Source organism: Tenacibaculum sp. SZ-18, from assembly GCF_002813915.1.
In the GTDB taxonomy this organism is placed as follows: Bacteria; Bacteroidota; Bacteroidia; order Flavobacteriales; family Flavobacteriaceae; genus Polaribacter.
Genome location: NZ_CP019335.1, coordinates 1,822,053 through 1,841,641, shown reverse-complemented (window position 1 = coordinate 1,841,641; position 19,589 = coordinate 1,822,053). Strand labels below are relative to the sequence as shown.

Annotated in this window: 22 protein-coding genes; 9 read left to right on the top strand and 13 right to left on the bottom strand. The window is 29.8% G+C overall.

Annotated elements, in window-relative coordinates:
• Positions 1-7: 7 nt before the first annotated feature.
• Positions 8-763 (top strand): LytR/AlgR family response regulator transcription factor, encoded by a 756-nt coding sequence (locus BTO06_RS08330; protein WP_100924861.1) that lies wholly within the window; start codon positions 8-10, stop codon positions 761-763.
• Positions 764-769: 6 nt separating this feature from the next.
• On the opposite strand, the gene BTO06_RS08325 is transcribed toward BTO06_RS08330, so the two are convergent.
• Positions 770-1,378: a hypothetical protein gene (locus tag BTO06_RS08325; RefSeq protein ID WP_100924860.1), complete on the bottom strand. Its 609-nt coding sequence runs from the start codon at positions 1,376-1,378 to the stop codon at positions 770-772.
• Between the two features lie 68 nt (positions 1,379-1,446).
• Complete coding sequence (locus tag BTO06_RS08320) at positions 1,447-1,986, bottom strand: GNAT family N-acetyltransferase (protein ID WP_100924859.1); 540 nt, start codon at positions 1,984-1,986, stop codon at positions 1,447-1,449.
• A gap of 106 nt (positions 1,987-2,092) precedes the next feature.
• On the opposite strand from BTO06_RS08320, the gene BTO06_RS08315 reads away from it, so the two are divergent.
• Entirely contained in the window at positions 2,093-3,094 is a 1,002-nt protein-coding gene (locus BTO06_RS08315; protein ID WP_100924858.1) for a LacI family DNA-binding transcriptional regulator, read from the top strand.
• On the opposite strand, the gene BTO06_RS08310 is transcribed toward BTO06_RS08315, so the two are convergent.
• Genes BTO06_RS08310 through BTO06_RS08300 form a run of 3 tightly spaced genes read right to left on the bottom strand, consistent with a single transcriptional unit; the run spans position 3,089 to position 5,029 of the window.
• A complete protein-coding gene (locus BTO06_RS08310) occupies positions 3,089-3,640 on the bottom strand; it encodes a DUF1572 family protein (protein ID WP_100924857.1) in 552 nt (183 codons plus the stop codon). The two genes, BTO06_RS08315 and BTO06_RS08310, sit on opposite strands and share 6 nt — an antisense overlap.
• A gap of 34 nt (positions 3,641-3,674) precedes the next feature.
• Entirely contained in the window at positions 3,675-4,157 is a 483-nt protein-coding gene (gene msrB / locus BTO06_RS08305) for a peptide-methionine (R)-S-oxide reductase MsrB (protein ID WP_100924856.1), read from the bottom strand.
• Positions 4,154-5,029 (bottom strand): alpha/beta fold hydrolase, encoded by an 876-nt coding sequence (locus BTO06_RS08300; RefSeq protein WP_100924855.1) that lies wholly within the window; start codon positions 5,027-5,029, stop codon positions 4,154-4,156. Before BTO06_RS08300 ends, msrB begins: the two co-directional genes overlap by 4 nt.
• A 115-nt stretch (positions 5,030-5,144) precedes the next feature.
• Here BTO06_RS08300 and BTO06_RS08295 point away from each other — a divergent pair, with 115 nt between their 5' ends.
• Both BTO06_RS08295 and BTO06_RS08290 read left to right on the top strand, forming a co-directional pair.
• Complete coding sequence (locus BTO06_RS08295; protein WP_100924854.1) at positions 5,145-5,975, top strand: M48 family metallopeptidase; 831 nt, start codon at positions 5,145-5,147, stop codon at positions 5,973-5,975.
• A gap of 72 nt (positions 5,976-6,047) precedes the next feature.
• Positions 6,048-7,346: an MFS transporter gene (locus tag BTO06_RS08290; protein ID WP_100924853.1), complete on the top strand. Its 1,299-nt coding sequence runs from the start codon at positions 6,048-6,050 to the stop codon at positions 7,344-7,346.
• Between the two features lie 54 nt (positions 7,347-7,400).
• Here BTO06_RS08290 and BTO06_RS08285 read toward each other — a convergent pair whose 3' ends face one another.
• From BTO06_RS08285 to BTO06_RS08255, 8 genes are all read right to left on the bottom strand, one after another.
• On the bottom strand, positions 7,401-7,973 hold the full coding sequence (locus tag BTO06_RS08285) for a type 1 periplasmic binding fold superfamily protein (RefSeq protein ID WP_100924852.1): 573 nt from the start codon (positions 7,971-7,973) through the stop codon (positions 7,401-7,403).
• A 38-nt stretch (positions 7,974-8,011) separates the two neighbouring features.
• A complete protein-coding gene (locus BTO06_RS08280) occupies positions 8,012-10,414 on the bottom strand; it encodes a TonB-dependent receptor (RefSeq protein WP_100924851.1) in 2,403 nt (800 codons plus the stop codon).
• 38 nt (positions 10,415-10,452) lie between these two features.
• Positions 10,453-10,776, bottom strand: coding sequence for a hypothetical protein (locus BTO06_RS18450; protein WP_157811781.1), 324 nt, complete (start codon positions 10,774-10,776; stop codon positions 10,453-10,455).
• 354 nt (positions 10,777-11,130) lie between these two features.
• Positions 11,131-12,024, bottom strand: a complete 894-nt coding sequence (locus tag BTO06_RS08275; RefSeq protein ID WP_100924850.1) for a hypothetical protein — start codon at positions 12,022-12,024, stop codon at positions 11,131-11,133.
• 268 nt (positions 12,025-12,292) lie between these two features.
• The gene (locus BTO06_RS08270) at positions 12,293-12,553 is read right to left on the bottom strand and encodes a hypothetical protein (RefSeq protein WP_100924849.1); all 261 of its coding nucleotides are present in this window, start codon (positions 12,551-12,553) and stop codon (positions 12,293-12,295) included.
• Positions 12,554-12,711: 158 nt separating this feature from the next.
• On the bottom strand, positions 12,712-13,134 hold the full coding sequence (locus BTO06_RS08265) for a hypothetical protein (RefSeq protein WP_100924848.1): 423 nt from the start codon (positions 13,132-13,134) through the stop codon (positions 12,712-12,714).
• A 1-nt stretch (position 13,135) separates the two neighbouring features.
• A complete protein-coding gene (gene purB / locus BTO06_RS08260; protein WP_100924847.1) occupies positions 13,136-14,479 on the bottom strand; it encodes an adenylosuccinate lyase in 1,344 nt (447 codons plus the stop codon).
• Between the two features lie 70 nt (positions 14,480-14,549).
• Positions 14,550-15,146 carry a Crp/Fnr family transcriptional regulator gene (locus BTO06_RS08255; RefSeq protein ID WP_100924846.1) on the bottom strand — a complete coding sequence of 199 codons (597 nt, stop codon included), beginning with the start codon at positions 15,144-15,146 and terminating at the stop codon, positions 14,550-14,552.
• Positions 15,147-15,215: 69 nt separating this feature from the next.
• Here BTO06_RS08255 and BTO06_RS08250 point away from each other — a divergent pair, with 69 nt between their 5' ends.
• From BTO06_RS08250 to BTO06_RS08230, 5 genes are all read left to right on the top strand, one after another.
• Entirely contained in the window at positions 15,216-15,491 is a 276-nt protein-coding gene (locus BTO06_RS08250) for a group III truncated hemoglobin (RefSeq protein WP_100924845.1), read from the top strand.
• A gap of 357 nt (positions 15,492-15,848) precedes the next feature.
• A complete protein-coding gene (locus tag BTO06_RS08245; RefSeq protein WP_232731539.1) occupies positions 15,849-17,864 on the top strand; it encodes a VWA domain-containing protein in 2,016 nt (671 codons plus the stop codon).
• The gene (locus tag BTO06_RS08240) at positions 17,864-18,043 is read left to right on the top strand and encodes a CPXCG motif-containing cysteine-rich protein (protein ID WP_100924844.1); all 180 of its coding nucleotides are present in this window, start codon (positions 17,864-17,866) and stop codon (positions 18,041-18,043) included. Before BTO06_RS08245 ends, BTO06_RS08240 begins: the two co-directional genes overlap by 1 nt.
• Positions 18,043-18,435, top strand: a complete 393-nt coding sequence (locus BTO06_RS08235; protein ID WP_100924843.1) for an acyl-CoA thioesterase — start codon at positions 18,043-18,045, stop codon at positions 18,433-18,435. Before BTO06_RS08240 ends, BTO06_RS08235 begins: the two co-directional genes overlap by 1 nt.
• 11 nt (positions 18,436-18,446) lie before the next feature.
• Entirely contained in the window at positions 18,447-19,274 is an 828-nt protein-coding gene (locus BTO06_RS08230) for a prohibitin family protein (protein ID WP_100924842.1), read from the top strand.
• Positions 19,275-19,589: the final 315 nt, after the last annotated feature.

The following is a 19,589-nucleotide window of genomic DNA, read 5'->3' as shown; positions in this document are numbered from 1 at the left end:
CAAACAAATGAAAGTAGTTATTGTTGAAGATGAAGTTTTAGCTCTAGAAAAGTTAGAACGCTATTTATTGAAATATAGCCACGAAATTGAAGTTATAGAAAGACTAGATAGTATTTCAAATGCGATTACTTTTTTTAAAGATCAAACGGATTTTGATGTGGTTTTTATGGATATCCAATTAACAGACGGTTTAAGTTTTGAGATATTTAATAAAGTAGCAATTCAGAAGCCAATTATTTTTATTACTGCTTTTGATGAGTACGCTATTGATGCTTTTAAAGTAAATAGTATCGATTATATTTTAAAACCACTAACGTATACTGATATTGCAAAATCGTTGGTAAAGTTAGAATCGATTCAGAACCTTTTTACTTCTAAAGAAGTCCTGACAAAAGTAGGAGAGGAGTTGGTTCAAAGAAAAACAAAAGACCGTTTCTTGGTTCGATTAGGAAACCATATTCATTCCATAAAAACAGAAGAAATTGCTTTATTTTTTGCAGAAGGAAGAACAGTACATTTAATTACAAATGAAGAAAAAAAGTTTATTGTTGATTTTAAACTAGAAGATTTAAGTCAACTTTTAATACCTACAAGTTTCTATAGGGTTAACAGAAGTTTTATTATCAATATAAATGCAATAAAAGATGTGGTTATTTATTCAAACAGTAGGTTGAAAATATCTCCAACCATTACTATTGAAAAAGAAATTGTTGTAAGTCGAGAGAAGGTCTCAGCATTTAAGAATTGGTTTGAAGGAAATTAACTCTATCTAAAAACCAAGTTTTTTGTTTCTTTTAATACCAATAATCAATCCTAAAAGTCCTATAATTAAAAAACATAATGCTATAATTACAAGGAAGGACGAACTGAGAACTAGTTTTGCTAAAATCGTAAGTATAAAGAATAGAACTCCAAGAATTATCCATATAGAATTGTTTTCTATTCTGTCTTTTTTAGGAAACACAGGTTGTTTATTGAATAGGACTTTTAAGGTGTCCCAATCCCAAATAATCAATAAAATATTTGCTAAAAGCATCGAACTTGTTATAATAGGTGTTCCTCTAAAGTCATAAGATATTGTAATGACAAAGATGTTCAGTATAATAGGTAAAAATAAAATAGCACCAAGCTTAGCATATTTTTGAGTCATTAATAATAATCCAGCAACCAATTGACCAAAACCTAAAAACCTCCAATAAATTCCAGATTGATACATTGTTTCAAAATAATGCCAGGCACTATTTATTGGATTTTCAGCTCCACTATCGGCCGTAAATCGTAACCCTTGAATTTTTACAATGCTTGCAAACACAAAGGCAAAACCAATTAGATACCTCAGATAAATAATAAAAATTTGAGGAAATAGTTTGTTTTTCATTTTACTAAGGAATACTTGAGTATTTCAAATGAAAGACGAAAAAGAGTTGTTTTTGTTACTGAAGAATTTTAAAAAGAATTATCTACCTCATACAAAACACATTCTTCTAACTTTGGAAAATCTTTTAATAAAGGATGATGGAATGATTTAACTTTTTGCATTCCAATTTTTTTCATCACCGTAATTGAAGGAGTATTAACTACTGGTGCAACAGATACAATTTTTTTCAATTTTATAATATTAAAAGCATAATATAAACACTGTTTTGCTCCTTCAGTAGCATATCCTTTACCCCAGTATTTTGGTAAAACTCTCCAGCCAATATCAACAGATGGATTAAAGTCAGTTTCGTAAGTTTGCTCTGAAATTCCGATAAAACCAATAAATTCTTTACTTTCTATTATTTCAACTGCGAAATAACAATACATGTTTTGCTCAAACTGTTTTCTCATTCTTTCAATAAAAGCTACACTTTGATTTTTCGTTTGAATACTTGGAAAATATTGCATTACTTTTTCATTCGAATTTAATTCATGAAGAGTTTCAACATCTTCCAATTCCCATTTTCTGAATCCTAATCTTTCCGAAGTGAAAATATAGTTCTTCATAACAATAAAAAATAGAGTTTTTACAAATCTAGGTTCTTCTTTATTTCGTTACTAATTTTAAATTGATAAATTTACGGCAAATCCATCAGACAAATTTTCTGTTTTTATGAAAAAAAGTATAACCCTAAAGGAATTAGCAAAACTTTTAAAGGTTTCAGTTTCCACAGTTTCAAAGGCTTTAAATGATAGTCATGAAATAAGTGAATCTACTAAAAGAAAAGTAGAGGAAGCGGCTAAACTTCATAATTACAAGCCAAACAGGGCAGCATTAAATTTAAAGTCGGGAAAAACCAATACAATTGGTGTAGTACTTCCAAGTATTAAAAATTTCTTTTTGTCTCGTGCTTTAAGAGGAATAGAATCTGTTGTAGCAAACACGAATTATAACATTGTAATTTCTATTACTAATGAGTCTCATGAAAAAGAAGTGAAGTCAATCGAAACATTGACTAATGGGATGGTTGATGGAATTATTATTAGTGTTTCAGAGGAAACACAAGTAATACAAGATTTTTCTCACTTGTATGATATTCCTGAAGATATTCATGTTGTAATGTTTGATAGGGTTGAAAACACAATTAATTCCGATAAGGTATTGGTAGATGATTATGATGCAATCCTAAAAGCAGTTAGAGATTTAAAATTCAAAGGAAGAAATAAAATAGTTTTAGCTTCAACAATCGGTAAGTTAAGTGTTGGTCAACAACGAACTAAAGGGTACACCGATAGTATAATAGATAAACACGAACCTATTATTATTGAAGGTCCTGAAGATTTTATTGAGGTAAAATTGAATAAACTATTAAAGGAGGGAGATATTGATGCGATAATTGCTTTGGATGAAGAGTCCTCTTTAGCCGCATTTAGAGCAGGAAAGAAAAATGATTTACTAGATAATGGTAAGTTATTTATTATTGGTTATGCAGGAAAAACACTATCAGAGCATTTAAGTCCTAGTTTAACAACTGTTGATCAACACGGTAAAAAAGTAGGTAGAACAGCAGCAAAATTATTACTAGAACGATTTAAAAGACCAAACAAAGTAATTGAACAAAAAGTTGTTGATTCTACTTTAAGAGAGAGAGAAACTACTTTTAAAAGGTCATAAATCTTCTGTGAAGTGTTTTCTTGATTTTTCTTTAGAGAACTTATTTTTATTGTAATTTTTAGATTGCCCTTTTGAAATTGATAACGATTTCCAATTACTATCTAACAAGATTTTGCCAAGGAAAACAATTTGTCCAACGTGGTATGCATAATGACATAATTGTCTATTAATTCCCTCTGTGACTGTATGTCCTTCATTTCGTATGTAAATTATTCGTTCAGAATCTTCTGTTTTAAGAGGGTTAATAGCATTAAACAGGCATTCCCACCCGCTTTCCCAGTACGTAATTAAGTCTTCCTTAGTTTTAAAAGAATTGATAAACTCTTTGTCTCTATTCCTCCATTCTTTTTCTCCATCCTCTGTAAGAAAGTTCGTCCAACGAGATAACATATTACCAACTAAATGTTTTATTATAATAGCTATCGAGTTACTTTCTTCACTAGGATGACAAAAGATTTGTTCTTCAGATAATTGTTGAAATGTTTTATCCCCTAAGCTTTTGTAATATTCGAATTGTTTTCTCGCACTATTTAAATAAGAAGACATAAAAATGAGTTGAAAAGTTCAACCATAATATACGTTATTTTTTATTCGGAACGAACTCTAATGCAACTCCATTGATACAGTCTCTAATTCCTGTTGTTTCTCTTGGTCCATCGTTAAATCGATGTCCTAAATGACCGCCACATGTGTTACATTTTAATTCAGTTCTGGCATAACCGATTTTATAATCTGTATCTGTTTCTATATTTTTTTCAATGGCTTTGTCAAAAGATGGCCATCCAGATCCAGAATCATATTTTCTTTCTGATGTATATAGAGGTGTTTTACAAGCAACACAAACAAAAGTACCTTTACCTTTAAAATATGTATATTCACTTGAGTTTGGTCTTTCTGTTCCAGCTTCTCTTAAAACATAAAATTGCATTGGAGTCAATGCTTTTTTCCATTCAGCTGTTGATTTTTCAATTTTATATTTCTTTTCTGATTTCTTATTTTGAGCAGTAGTTTGACAGCTAAGAAGGAAACTAACAATTGTTAGATATAAAATTACATTTTTCATGAATGACGTTTAATAAATGAAACAATCCTATTTGTGGTTTTTTTATCACGTAGAATTTTGGTGTGTCCTAATCCAGTAGTGATTAAAATTGAACCATTCTTTAAGTTTCGACGTATATTATAAGCACAACTTACAGGAACATCTCCATCTAACGAATCATGAATTACAAGAGCAGCAGCATTAATTACCTTAGCTTGTTTAGAACTAGCATAGTTATCAATATCTTCTTGGTGTTTTTTGTCGTAATATTTCTTTAAGTTTTTTGCAATTTTAGGTTTTAAGTCAAGGTTGTTTATGAAGTTTTGAATAATTGCTGTAATCGTATCTCCAGAGCCGATACTAACTACTGAGTTAACAGACATACCTTGTGCGATTGCAGTGAACAAACTCATTCCTCCTAAAGAATGACCAACAGCAGCGTCGAAAGGACCTAATTTCTCATTTATTGTATTAATTGCGGCTACAAATTCAGGCATTGAAGAAGATTTTCCATCTGAATTTCCATGAGCAGGAGCGTCGAAAGAAATGGTCATGTAACCATTTTCTAATAATTTGTCGGCAACCATAAATAACTGTGTACTTCTTCCACACCATCCATGCACTAAAAGTACTTTTTTTGAAGAAAATCCATATGTCAAAACTTCAATATCACTTTCTAAAGAGGCTATAGTTAAAGTGCTTTTTTGTGCGCTTTCCCACATCATTTTCTCTCTTTTCGGAGTTGAAAATTTTACTGGGGTGGAAAAAAGTTTAGCAGAAAACCTAGTCGCTAATCCATTTGAAAAAAATTGAATGATTTTAGCTACAGTTTGAATAGTTTTAGGAATCGAAATACTGGCAGGAATTAACTTGTCTTTTGGAACCTGAATCATAAAAGAATATTAATTTTCAATGTAAAGATAGAATTTGTATTTTTAATACTGTAGTTGAAGTGACTTTTTCGCAGTCAATCAGTTTAACAAAATATAGAACCAAAATGTTATAAAAATGAGAAGAATAATAACCATAATATTCCTTTTAGTAATATTTGTACAATGCAGTACGGTGCCGATTACTGGAAGAAAACGATTAAACTTTGTAAGTGATGCCGAGGTATTACCAATGAGTTTTCAACAGTATAATGGATTTTTGAAAGAAAATACGAAGAAAATTATTTCAAACACTTCTCAAGGAAGAAAATTAGAATTAGTTGGAAAAAATATTGCATCGGCAGTTGACAGATTTATGCGTGCTAATGGGATGAAATCAGAGGCTGATTCTTATAAATGGGAGTTTAATTTAATTAAAGATCCTACAATTAACGCTTGGTGTATGCCAGGAGGTAAAGTGGTTTTTTACACAGGAATTATGCCAATTTGTGCTAATACTGATGGTGTAGCTGCTGTAATGGGGCATGAAGTAGCTCATGCTTTTGCTAAACATGGACAAGAACGTATGTCTTCCGCTCAAATTCAACAATTAGGTGGAGTTGCTGTTGCCTTAGGAACGAACAATAACAAAAATTCAGAACTATGGAACTTGGCTTATGGTGCTGGTTCATCGTTGGGAATGTTAAAATTTAGTAGAACACATGAAACAGAAGCTGATAAACTTGGTTTAGTTTTCATGATTATGGCGGGTTACAAGGGGGAAGAAGCTGTAAATGTATGGATCAGAATGAGTGAAAATGAAAAAAAAGGAGGAAGACAGACACCTCCTGAGTTTTTAAGTACTCACCCTCATAGTGAAACAAGAATAGCTGATTTAAAAAATTATTTACCCGAGGCGAAAAGATTAGCAGCTAAATATAATCAACAAACCTCTGGTTCTAGAGATTAAATTAATCTTCAATTAACCGTTTATTTTTTATAAAAACCACTCTTTTTAGAGTGGTTTTTATATTTTAGAGCTATGTATAAAATTGGTGATAAAAAATTAATTAATAGTTGGGCATTTTATGATTGGGCCAACTCAGTGTATTCATTAGTAATTAGCACAGCTATATTTCCTATTTATTATGGAGAAGTAACGAAAAATAAAATAGTACATTTTCTTGGAATCGATTGGGAGCATCCCGAAAGTTTGTATAGTTATGCCATGTCGTTTTCATTTCTAATTGTAGCTTTCATGTCACCTATTCTTTCAGGTATTGCCGATTATACTGGAAGTAAAAAGAAGTTTTTACGATTTTTCTGTACGTTTGGAAGTTTAGCAGTTATGAGTTTGTATTTTTTTGATGAATGTGATTCAACATGGATTGGAATTGTTGCTTCCATACTGGCTAGTATTGGTTTCTGGTCAAGTATTGTATTTTATAATGCTTATTTACCTGAGGTAGCTTTACCAGAACAGCAAGACAGTGCAAGTGCTAAAGGATTTATTTATGGGTATATCGGATCAATCATATTATTAATTATTTGTTTGGTTTTGATTCAAAAACCTAACCTTTTTGGAATTAAATCTGCTGGTTTTGCTTCGAGAATTTCATTTGTCTTAGTTGGTTTATGGTGGGTAGGTTTTGCCCAAGTTACATTGAATAAACTCCCTAAAAGAAAATTCAAGAAAAAATTAGATAATAATTATTTATGGAAGGGATTTCAAGAATTGAAGATTGTTTACAGGGAAATTAAACAATATGAAACCCTAAAAGGATTTTTAGTGGCGTTTTTTTTATGTAGTGTAGGTGTTCAAACAATTATTATAATGGCAGCTTTTTTTGGTTCATCAGAACTTGAACTGCCAAGTCAAGATATGATTATTACGATTTTACTTATTCAAATTGTAGCTATTTTTGGAGCTAGATTCTTTTCTCGACTTTCTGAGAAATATGGTAATTTTTATGCACTGAGAATTACAATTGTGGTTTGGATGATTGTCTGTTTTGGCGCATTTATGCTACATAAAGGGATACCAAATGTTGGATATTATTTTTATAGTTTAGGAGGATTATTAGGTTTTGTTTTAGGAGCAGTGCAGTCCTTAACAAGATCTACTTATTCGAAGTTATTACCAGATACTGAAGATCATGCCACTTATTTCAGCTTTTATGATGTCACTGAAAAGATTGCTATTGTAACAGGTACATTGGTGTACGGATTATTAAATGCGATTACAAATTCAATGCAATGGAGTGTGCTGTCTTTGGCAATATTCTTTTTAGCTTCATTATTAGTTTTAAATCGATTGAAAAGAACAAAGTATGTTTCATAAAAAAACGTCGCAACATTTGCGACGTTTTTTCTTTATAAGTACTTTTTAAAAATCTTATAAAACTTGCGAAGATACAACTTGCACACTTGTAAAAGTAATGTTTAAGTCTTCCGAACCTCCTTGTGAACTACCAAAGTCATCTGAGTCATCAGTACTTGTTGGTTGATGGATTAATGCAATTTGTACATTACCATTACTAGCAGTACCTGCGGTCCACGTAGTTTTGTCTCCTAACTTACTTCCTCCAGCACCATCTGTTCCATCAGTATCTCTTGTCATTGTTAGGTCAATTCCACTAACAGCAAACGTGAAAAAGTGCTCATCAGCTTCAGGAATAATGTCTTCTTCCATTACATCTTCGTCACCATTTAATAACACAATATTTAAAGAATAACTAGCTCCTGAAGTAAATGTTCCAGTTACTGAATTGGTAAATGTACCATCTTGTCCATTAGGAGCTACATTTGCCATTATAACGAAATCCGTTGGATCCGCATTATTCGTAAAAGTTAAGGTTACATTTGTAATAACTTCTTCTTCGTTCACCTCTTCCGGATCGTCATCTGAACAAGAAGTGAAAACGAGGCTCGACATAAATAAAACTGCTAATAGTTTGATTGTTTTCATAATAAAAAATATTTAATTGTTAATAAAAAATTGAAATCTTAATATTTAAATGTGAACTGTAATAAATAGTTCCTACCTAATTCAAACGAAAAGAATCTTAATTGATTTAAATAGTTTCTATAATTAGTATTAAATATATTATTGATACCAAAGTTTACATTTAAACTTGTGTTGTTACTTAGAGAAAATGTTACTTCACTATTAAAATGTAGTAAGTGATAAGCAGGAGGAGGGTTACTTATATTAATAGGAACATCCGTACCTGTTAAAGCATCGGTTACAACAAAATTAAAGTTGGGCCATTCATTTTGCTCAGATACCCATTCAGATTTCACTGAGGCAGAAAAGTTATACCAATCCTCATTTGAATAGGTTAATTTATTAATTGTTGTAAAAGGAGGCATATCAATTAAAGGAGTATTATCATCTTCATACCCTTTTATAAATGCTGTTGTATTTTGAATTTCTAAATTATTGGTAATATCATAATTTACTGTAATATCTAAACCAAAAAGTTGCGCATTGGTTTGCTGATAATCCCAAATAGGAAAAGGTCCTCTATTAGTTAGAATAAAGTCAGCAGGCTTTAAATAAATATAATCTTGAATGTTGTTATAAAACGCTTCAGCAAGGAAGTACAATTTGTCATTGTTATATTTATAAGATGTCGAAATTCTATTTGAAATTTCTTTTTCAAAACGCAGATCACCAAGTTCGTATCTTGCAGCAGAATGGTGTAAACCATCACTAAATAACTCAGCAGGATTTGGAGGTCTATTTGAAAGTGAGTAATTTGCGATTAAAGAGCTATTCTCATTTAATCTATATTTTACTCCTGTAGCTGCCGAAAAATTGTGATAGTTAAAAATTGGATTTGTTAAATATTGAGAACCTGTATCGGCAATAATGATATCAGCAAAATCGACATCATATCCGCGTTCTTCCCATCTGAATTTCCTGTAAAACTTTTTAGCATTAACTCTACTATAATCGTAACGAAAACCAGCATCTAGAGTTACCTCATCATTTAAAATCCATTCAGCGGTTGTGAAAGCACCGAAATCATATTTGTCATAATCAGGAATTAAACGTCTTACTCCAGTAGTAGGGTCGGCAAAATTATTTTGATAACGTGCCATTAATCCAAATTTAAATTTTTCAGCTAAGTTGGTAGTTAAATCAATATCTCCTAACACAGAATGAGTTTGTAAAACTAAATCTATTGCTGGGATAAATTTCAGATCACCTCTTCTCACATCATATTCAAATCGTTGATTATTTTGGTAATCATATTGAACATTCAGTTTTCCAAAATCATCAAAATTTTTAAAATAATTTATTTTAGCTAAGTGATGTTGAATTTCTTGTCTTGGAACATCGATGTCGTAACTGAAATCCTCAATAACACTAGGAATTCCCAATTCGATTGCTCGTTGTAAATCAAATGCATTACCAACAACTGAGCCTCGTAGAATACCTATTTCACTGTCAAGAAAGCTATAGAAAACTTCAAACCCCATATCTTCCTTTTGTTTACCAAAACGGAGAGTTCCTCCTTTGACATTTAATCCAGTGTTAGTTAGGTTATAATCTGGAGTATTAAAATCTCCACTACCCTTAATACTTCCTTGAACTTGCAAAAACCATCCTGAGTCATAACTCTTATTTAATTTAGTTGCTGTATTGTATCCACGACCATTTGTTTGGAATCCAAAAGTAGTTTGTCCATAAAGTGTATCACTTTTTATAACTCTACTAGGTTTTATTAATACAACACCACCAATTGCATCGCCACTGTAAGCTAAAGCACCTGACCCTTTTATCACAGATATTTTATTTGCAGCATTTACATCAATATTTGGAGCATGCTCAATACCCCATTCTTGATCTTGTAAACGAACACCATTATTCATGATTGTTATTCTACTACCTAATAACCCATTAATCATTGGTTTTATAATAGAATTTCCTGTGTTTATAGATGATACACCAGAAACTTCTTTTAATGCATCACCAAGACTTAAACTTGTGTATTTTTCTAAGGTATTAGCTGTTAAAACTGTTTCTTGAGCTGTTTTAGTTACTTTTTTACCTGTTGAATTTACACTAATTTCTTGTAATTCTTCTAAATGATGTTCTAGATCAATTACTTTATAAAAGTCTTTCTTTAATTTAAATTGTAATGTTTTAGGTTTACAGCCGATATGGGATACTTCAATGAGAAGTTTTCCACTACAAACATTAGTAATAGAAAACTTACCGTTTACATCGGTTTCCCCATACTTGTTTTGGTTTTTTATATAAACAGTTGCTCCAACTAAAATAGATTTATCGTGAGTATCTTCAACTTTCCCTGAGAGTGTATATGTACAATTTTGACTTATTACTGTACTTATAGAAAAAACAAGTAATAAGATCAATAAATGATCTATATATTTCATTAATTAATATTTTGTTTATAGTTTAAGTTTCGTGATAATTAAACTAAACAAGGTGGACCTCTTAATAGTGTAGACTGAAATACTGCATTTCTGATTTTGTAGTAATATTTCTCTAGTGAAGTTGTAGGAATAAATACAATTGCTGACGAAAAGGTAATAGAATTTATCGTAAAACTATTTAAATGAAAGTCGCATAAATCACAATTATCATGGTCTAAATCATGAATGTTATGATCCTCCGTTGAGTACATAAGCTCTACACAATTATGTTGCTCAAATGTAATATGTAATAATTGAATTACTGAAGGAACCAGCAATATAAGTATTAGGGATAATGATATGTATCTACGTAAAAATTTCATTCCTAGAGAACGAAATTAAGGAGTTTTTTTTATTAAATCTAATTTACATAGATATTTAACTTTGGAGAAATAGTGAAGATTTAATTTGTATTTTTCACCGGTGAAGTTTACAGAACTTATAACAAAACACCTAAAGGAGAACTTTTGTTTATCAGTAATAATCTTTTCTAAAGAAAAAATTAATTACTAAAAAGTGATGCAAGGAAGTTTAATTTAATTTTATTGATTAATTCCAACAAAATAAAATAAGTGTTATTTCAATTTTCCCTAGGTATGTATAGTACTTACTTTTTAAAAATTTGGAGAGTTAATTAAAGCCCTAGAATTATTAAACTCCTTGATTTTTTATTTCAACTAATGAAGATGTATACGATAAAATATATTTTCATTTGAATTGTAAGTCACGTGAGTGTCTATACTTAACAGAGCGGCATGTGGGTGCCTTGTTTCCGTTGCAACGAAAGAACCTCCTTTGGTGCTTTTAAATTTATGATGAAATATGTTTAATGCTTGTTTTGCATTTTTTTCTATATCAGATTTGATTATGTTATCTAGTTTGTTGTTGTTTGTAAAATTGGAAATTCCTGGTTGGATATTCTTCTTTCTAGAACTTTTAATACCATCATTGTAGCATAAACCATTAATAAAAACTACGTATGAATTATAAGTTTTATATGATGAGCAAATAGTATACCTATCACCTTCGTAATATGCCAATAAAAATAAAATAAATGTTGAGGCAGATATTTTATTATAGTTAAATTTGGGGTTAACTGTATATTGAATGTTACAAATAAGAGATAAATAATTACTCAAATCTTGATCATAGTTTAACGAGTTCCATCTAGATTTAAAGTAATAATTTGCTATCCTATACAATTTGAGCTTAAAGTTATGACTAGCCGACAAAAGAAAACCATTAAAACTAAATTCAGAAACTACATAAATTTCTGTATTGTATTTGTCTAAGCTAGTTGGCAAACTTGTAACTCCATTTTGAGGTGTAGAAATGAATCTATATCCACCAGAAATTCCAATTTGGTATATTTTTCTTTGTACTGTAATAAATGTTTTAATAATATTTATGTAACTATCAATTATTTTTTTTGCAGTAACAATCATTCTATAATCACTCATTTCATTGAATACAAATGAATAACTCATCTTTTCTTTAATTTGTTGAGAAACATTGGTAATAGTAATGGAAGTGTCAATACATCTATTCGATTTGATATACGCTATTGACATGGTATAAATATTACTATTTAAATATGGTGTATTCACTTGAAAAAGAAATGAAATTGTGTCGTTATATTCAATTTTTATAGTCTAATTATAAACCGTTTATAATCTTAGATTAAATTCATAAGATTACCACTTATGTAAACATTTGAAATGTAAAAATTACAGTAATATGTTTACTTTGAGTGAAAAAATAACGTGATGTTTTTGAGTGTGTAATCCAAGCTTTATTCTCTTGGATATTCTAAAATAGCAGGATTATGGTCCTAGTATTTTAAATTTTACTTGGAGGTCCCCTTAATAAAAACGAGGTTTTTTGATCATTTTTGAAGAAATAGAAATAATCAAAAAGTGAAGCAATATCTGTCAATACCAGTGTTTGCATGTTAGTGATTGATGCAACTGTAAATGTGTTAATTTTTAAATCACATAACTCACATTCTGTTTCACTATCGTTTAATTGTTGCTCATCATCAGAAACAGTTACAGTAATTTCACCATGATCATGATGATCGTCAACTAAAATGTGTGACAATTGTATTATTGACGGAGCTAGAAAAAAAACTAGCAGTAGAATTGATATGTTATTGCGAATGAGTTTCATTAAGATACCCGCAAAGTAAGGAGTTTTTTCTATTTCACCAAGAATTAGGGAGAATTTTAATTTTTATTACGCTTCTATTGTTAAACAATTTATTCCCGACTGATGTACAACGTTCCTTTTTGTTTGTATTTGGAATATCCTACACGCGCAGTAAAATCATATGAAGAATCTTTCACTTTATTAATTTGGACAAAAATGGTTTCTTTTTCTAAATCAGTTTTAGGATTGATGATTTTCAATTGATAAGCAAAGTTATTTCTCCATGTAATATACAACGAGTCAACTTCGTTAATTTCTTTTTCAACTACAGAACTATCAGTAGAAACGATTACCTTTTTTGTATAGTATTCTATTTGTAAACTGTCTTTTCTGATAATTTTAGTTTTACTATAGTTATTAACCGCAGGAATTTCGAATGTTCCATGTTTAAAGCGATCGGCATTTCCAGTAGTTTCTACTTTACAAGAAATGAATGATAAAATTACTATACAAAAAAGGAAAGCTAGTCTCATATTAAATACCTGTATAATTCGAAGGTGTTATTTGTTTTAATTCACTCTTAATAGCATCAGATACTTCCAATGTATCAATAAAATCTGCGATTGATTTTTGAGTTATTTTTTGATTTGTACGTGTTAATCCTTTTAAAGCTTCATAGGGATTAGGATAAGCTTCACGTCTTAATATTGTTTGGATCGCTTCAGCAGCTACAGCCCAATTGTTTTCTAAGTCTTGTTCAAACTTCTCTTTATTTAATAAAAGTTTATTTAATCCTTTTAAAGTTGCTTTAAAAGCAATGATTGTATGTCCAAATGGAACTCCAACGTTTCTTAAAACAGTACTATCTGTTAAATCACGTTGCATTCTAGACACTGGAAGTTTGGACGATAAATGTTCTAAAATAGCATTTGCAATTCCTAAATTTCCTTCAGAGTTTTCAAAGTCAATTGGATTTACTTTGTGTGGCATTGCTGATGATCCAACTTCTCCTTTTTTAATTTTTTGTTTGAAATAATCCATAGAAACATAAGTCCAGATGTCTCTATCTAAATCAATCAAAATTGTATTGATACGTTTCATAGCGTCAAATAAACTTGCTATATGATCGTAGTGTTCAATTTGAGTTGTTGGAAAAGAATGATGTAAATCTAAACGCTCTTCTACAAAAGAAGTTCCGAATGATTTCCAATCGATATTTGGATAAGCAACTTTGTGAGCATTGTAATTTCCAGTTGCGCCACCAAATTTAGCGGCATTTGGAATATGTTGTAAAAACAGAATCTGTTGATTAATACGTTCAACAAAAACGAAAAGCTCCTTTCCTAATCGAGTAGGAGATGCAGGTTGTCCGTGAGTACGAGCTAACATAGGAACGTTTTCCCATTCTTCACACAATTCTGCTAATTTAGCCGTTAAAGTATCTAAAGTTGGATAATAAACTTCCTCAATTGCGTCTTTAATCGATAAAGGAATTGCAGTGTTATTTATATCCTGAGAAGTTAAGCCGAAATGAATAAATTCTTTGTAAGCCGCTAAATTTAAAGCGTCAAATTTCTCTTTGATGAAATATTCAACTGCTTTTACATCGTGATTTGTAACACTTTCAATTTCTTTGATTTTTAAAGCATCTTCAGTAGAAAATTCAGAGTAAATTTTTCTTAATTCTGGAAAAAGTTCCGAATTCACCTCTGTTAATTGAGGTAATGGAATTTCACATAACGCAATAAAGTATTCAATTTCTACTTTAACTCTATATTTAATTAAAGCTTCTTCCGAAAAATAGTTGGTTAATTGATCTACCTTATTTCTGTATCTACCATCAATAGGAGAGATGGCGTTTAATGTTGTTAAACTCATTTGTTGTTGTTGTGTTGAAACCGCAAAAATAGCAAATACTTAGGGTTTATCTTACTAATTTTAAATGAATTTATCGATATACTTTACGTTTCTCAATTTTAACTTCTCCTTGCTTTTCAAGTTGTTTAATTGCGCGAATAACAGTTTCAACGCGTAAACCTAACAAATCTGAGATTTGCTGTCGTGTATGTTCAATTTTTAAGGTGAATTCACCTTCCAATTGATGAACATCATATTTCAGGTAGTCAAAAAATCTTAAGATTCTATGACTAGGTTCTTGACTTGCTATTTCAGATGCAATAATGGCTTTGTAATACAGACGTTTTGCTAAACTTTTTGTGATATTTAAATGAATATCTGAGTGATTTTTTAATAGAGTGAAAAAACTTTCCTTAGGTAAAACATAAAGTTCTGAACTTTCTATAGCAACAGCATTTGCGGGATAATTTATATCAATAAAAAGTGGCGGTTCTCCAAAACTTTGTTCTTTGTAAAAAATCCCCTGGATGAACTCCTTTCCATCATCATTATAGTTGCTCATTTTTACAATACCGCATTTTACTTGATAATAGTTTTTAGCACTGCTGTTTTCAGAAAAAATGATATCATCTTTATCAAATGATTTTATTTCTGCATCATAATTAAGAAGTAATTCTATTGGTATCATAATGTGATTTTAGTCATAATTTACCTAGAAAGTAAAAGTATACTTTTGTGTTAGAAAATTAAGTGTTGGATGAATCGAAAACAAATTGAAAATAGAGAAGACGTGTTTTTACTAGTAAATTCTTTTTACAAAAAAAAAGTTGATGAAATTATTGGTGAATTCTTCACTAAAACAATTCCTGAAAACGAATGGGATTCGCATATTCAAAAACTAACAGATTTTTGGGAAACAAATTTGTTTTTTGTCCGAAAGTTTAAGGGAAATCCGATAAAGGTTCATAGAGATGTTGATACCAATTTTAATCAAACTATTCAGCAAGAATATTTTGGAATATGGTTTCAGTAATGGTTTCATCTGTAGATGAATATTTTAATTGAGAAAAAGCCAATCAGGCAAAAGAAAGAGCAAGAATTATCACTGTAATACTCTTCTTTAAATTTATGAGAACAGACTAAAATAAGCTCTAGTAATTACAAAGCTATTTATCTTGTTTTTTTAATCTCATTGTTAATCATTTCAATACCTAAACCCCTTTTGTTTGCTGTGCTTATAACAGTAGTATTTTTAAGTTTATTTATAATTGTTAGTTCTACTGTAAAGTTAGATTTCAAGTCACTTTTAAAATATGATTTTGGTCATATTGGTTAAAAAGCTTCTGTTTGTTAAAGGTAATTTATATCTTCACATTTCAAATTTAAAAATGTGTCGACAGAAGTACTTATCTATATCATATTATCATTATTAATTGGAGTTGCAATAGCTTATTTTCAATACTTTTTCAAGGTTCAAAAAACAGGAAAACAAACCATTTTGTTATTTGTTTTAAGAGCTTTAAGTGTTTTCTTTTTATTGTTATTATTAATAAATCCTCAATTAAAAATTGAGGAAATTGAAAATATAAAACCTAAATTATCAGTACTTATCGATAACTCGTTATCTACATCTTTTTTCAAAGAAGAAGCGAAAACGTCTCAATTAATTACTCAATTGAAGGGGGCAAGAGATTTAAATGGCAAATTCGATATTGATTATTATGCTTTTGGAAAGGATATTCAAAGAGTTGATAGTTTAACTTTTAGCGATTCTCATACCAATATTTTTAATGCTGTAAAATCGATAAATTCATTAGAAAAAGAGGCTATTGGAGCGATGGTTTTAGTTTCTGATGGAAATCAAACAATAGGCGAAGATTATGAGTATGTAAATTCTAAACAAGCAGTTTATCCTGTTGTAATAGGAGATACCATAAAGTATGAAGATGTAAAAATTTCTCAGTTAAATGTTAATAAGTATAGTTATATCGATAATAAGTTTCCAGTTGAAGCTTTGTTGTATTATGATGGAAATAAATCAATAAATACAGAGTATAGTATTTACAAAGGAGGACAGAAGATTTTCTCCAAACCTGTAAAACTTTCAAAAGAGAATAATTCCCTTACAATTACTGCTAATTTGAATTCCAACAAAGAAGGTGTTCATTTTTACACAGCAAGAATTGAAAAATTGACGAATGAACCTAATACTAGAAATAATTATAAAAGTTTTTCTGTTGAAGTTATTGATGAACAGGTTAAAGTTTTAATTCTCACATCAATAGTACATCCAGATTTGGGAGCTATAAAAAAAGCAATTGAAAGTAATAAACAAAGAAGTGTTGATATTGAAAATATCACATCTTTTAAAGGAAATTTTGACGATTATCAATTTGTTATTGTGTATCAACCTACAATTTATTTCAAGCCATTTTTTAACCAACGAAAATCAAATTATTTAATAATTACTGGAACCAAAACGGATTGGAGCTTTTTAAATTCTTTAGAACTTGGTTTTGAGAAATTATTCATTAATCAATCTGAAGACTATGGAGCAAGTTATAATACAAACTACTTAACTTTTATTCAAGAAGATATTGGTTTTATTGATTTTCCTCCTTTAAAGGATAAATTTGGAAATATTACAGCGAAAGATCATCAGAGTTTATTATTTCAAAAATTACAAGGTTTTGTGACTGATGAATCCATTTTTTCAACTTTTGAAAAAGGAGAGCAAAAGTTTGGGGTTCTATTTGGAGAAGGAATATGGAAGTGGAGAGCTTCAAGTTATTTGAGAGAGAAAAGTTTTGAAGATTTTGATGCTTTTGTCGGTAATGTTGTTCAGTATTTATCATCTAATAAAAAAAGAAAAAGATTAGATATAAAAGTTGAAAATTTATACTTGGCCAATCAATTAATTGATATTTCTGCTTTATATTTAGATAATAACTTTAAGTTTGATTCGAGGGCATCAATTCAAATTTCTATCACAAATAAAACAACAAAAGAGCAGAAGGTATTTCCTTTTTCGTTAATGAATAATTCTTATCGAGTTCAAATGGAAGGATTAATTCCAGGGGATTATTCCTATCGAGTTACTGTTGAAGGACAAACCGTTCAAAAATCAGGAACTTTTAAAGTGGCAGATTTCCAAATTGAAGAACAATTTACAAATGCTAATTCAAAAAAATTACAGTCGTTAGCAAACACTTCAAAAGGAAAGTTATTTTACAGTCATCAGCAGGGTAATTTAATTGATGAGTTAGTTCAAAATAAAGACTATTATACAACTCAAAAATTAACAGAGAAAGAGGAGGGCATTATTCAATGGCAATGGTTACTATTTTTAATAGTTGGGTTATTATCTATGGAATGGTTTTTAAGAAAATATTACGGTAAAATCTAATGTTAGAACATTTTTTTCAATGTCCCTATTGTTGGGAAGAGATATCGATGTTACTTGATAAAAGTATTTCAGAAACATATATTGAAGATTGTGAAATATGTTGTAATCCGATAGAGATTACAACGATATTTGAACAGAATGAGTTAGTCGGTTTTCAAGTAAAGAATATAGAACAATAATGAGATTTCACACAAGAAAATGGGTAAAACCTGAAGATTTGAATCCAAATGGATCGTTGTTTGGAGGAAGATTATTACAGTGGATAGATGAAGAAGTAGCACTATATGCAATCATTCAATTAGAAATTCCTAAAACAGTAACAAAATTTATGTCTGAAATAGATTTTGTGAGCTCGGCAAGACAAGGAGATATCATTGAAATAGGAATTGATGTTGTGAAATTCGGACGAACATCTATAACACTAAACTGTACCGTTAGAAACAAATTGACAAGAAAAGATATTATCACAATTGATAAAATCATCATGGTAAGTTTAGATGATAAAGGTAATCCTGTTGCACATGGTAAAACAGAGATAGAGTACGTTAAAGAACGATTAAATAAGCAATAAAACAAAGAATTATGAGTAGACAAGCAAATTTTGATTTTCCGAAAAAAGGAGTGTTTATAATCCCACTTCTTATCTTTTTATTTATTTTTTTAATTAAATCAACCGAAACAATTAAATCTGGTGAAGCTGGAGTTGTTTGGAGATTTTTTGGTGGTGTTGATCCTGATCAGGAACCATTAGGTGAAGGATTCCATATTATTGCTCCTTGGAATAATGTATACGTTTATAATGTAAAACAACAATCTATTTCAGATGTAATGAAAGTACTTTCTGTAAATGGATTAGAAGTTACTGTGAATGGAACAGTTTGGTTTAAACCAGAATTTAAAAACCTTGGATATTTACACAAAACTAGAGGAAGAGATTATATTCGTGATATTCTTGATCCAGCAATAAATGCAGCCGCAAGGAGTGTAGTTGGTAGATATACTCCAGAACAACTATACTCTAGTAAAAGAGATGTCATTGAAAAGGAGATTCTGGAAGAAGTGAGTAAGGAGTTAGAGGATCAATACATCAAGGTTAATAAAGTGTTAGTTGAAGATGTTCAATTACCTAAAACAATTAAAGAGGCAATTGAAAGAAAGCTAAAGCAAGAACAAGAAGCTTTGGAATACGAGTTTAGATTAGCAAAAGCTAAAAAAGAAGCAGAACGTCAAAGAATTGATGCAGAAGGTAAAGCAGCAGCAAATAAAATATTAAGTGCATCATTAACTGACAAGATTTTACAAGAAAAAGGTATTGAAGCAACTCTTAAATTATCTGAATCATCAAATAGTAAAGTTGTACTTATTGGTTCGGGTAAAAGTGGAATGCCAATTATTTTAGGAAATCAGTAAATGTTAAAGAGTTTTGAAAATTGGTATAATATTGAGATAATACTCTTAAATAAAAGTTAATGCTTTTTGAAACATGTAACAACTTTGAAATTAACTCGTCAATTATATAGATTACTTACTTAAAGTTAGTGATTAGTTAGTTTTTGATAGTTGATTGAAAGAGCTCGAGATTTTAATAGTCTCGAGCTTTTTTTATACTTGTTATTTAATTTTAATTTGATGTTTTTAATTCAAAAAACAAATAATTAACATCACTGTATTGTAAATAAGAGTTTATTTAATGAAGATTGATTTTTATTGAAATATCCTTTAAAA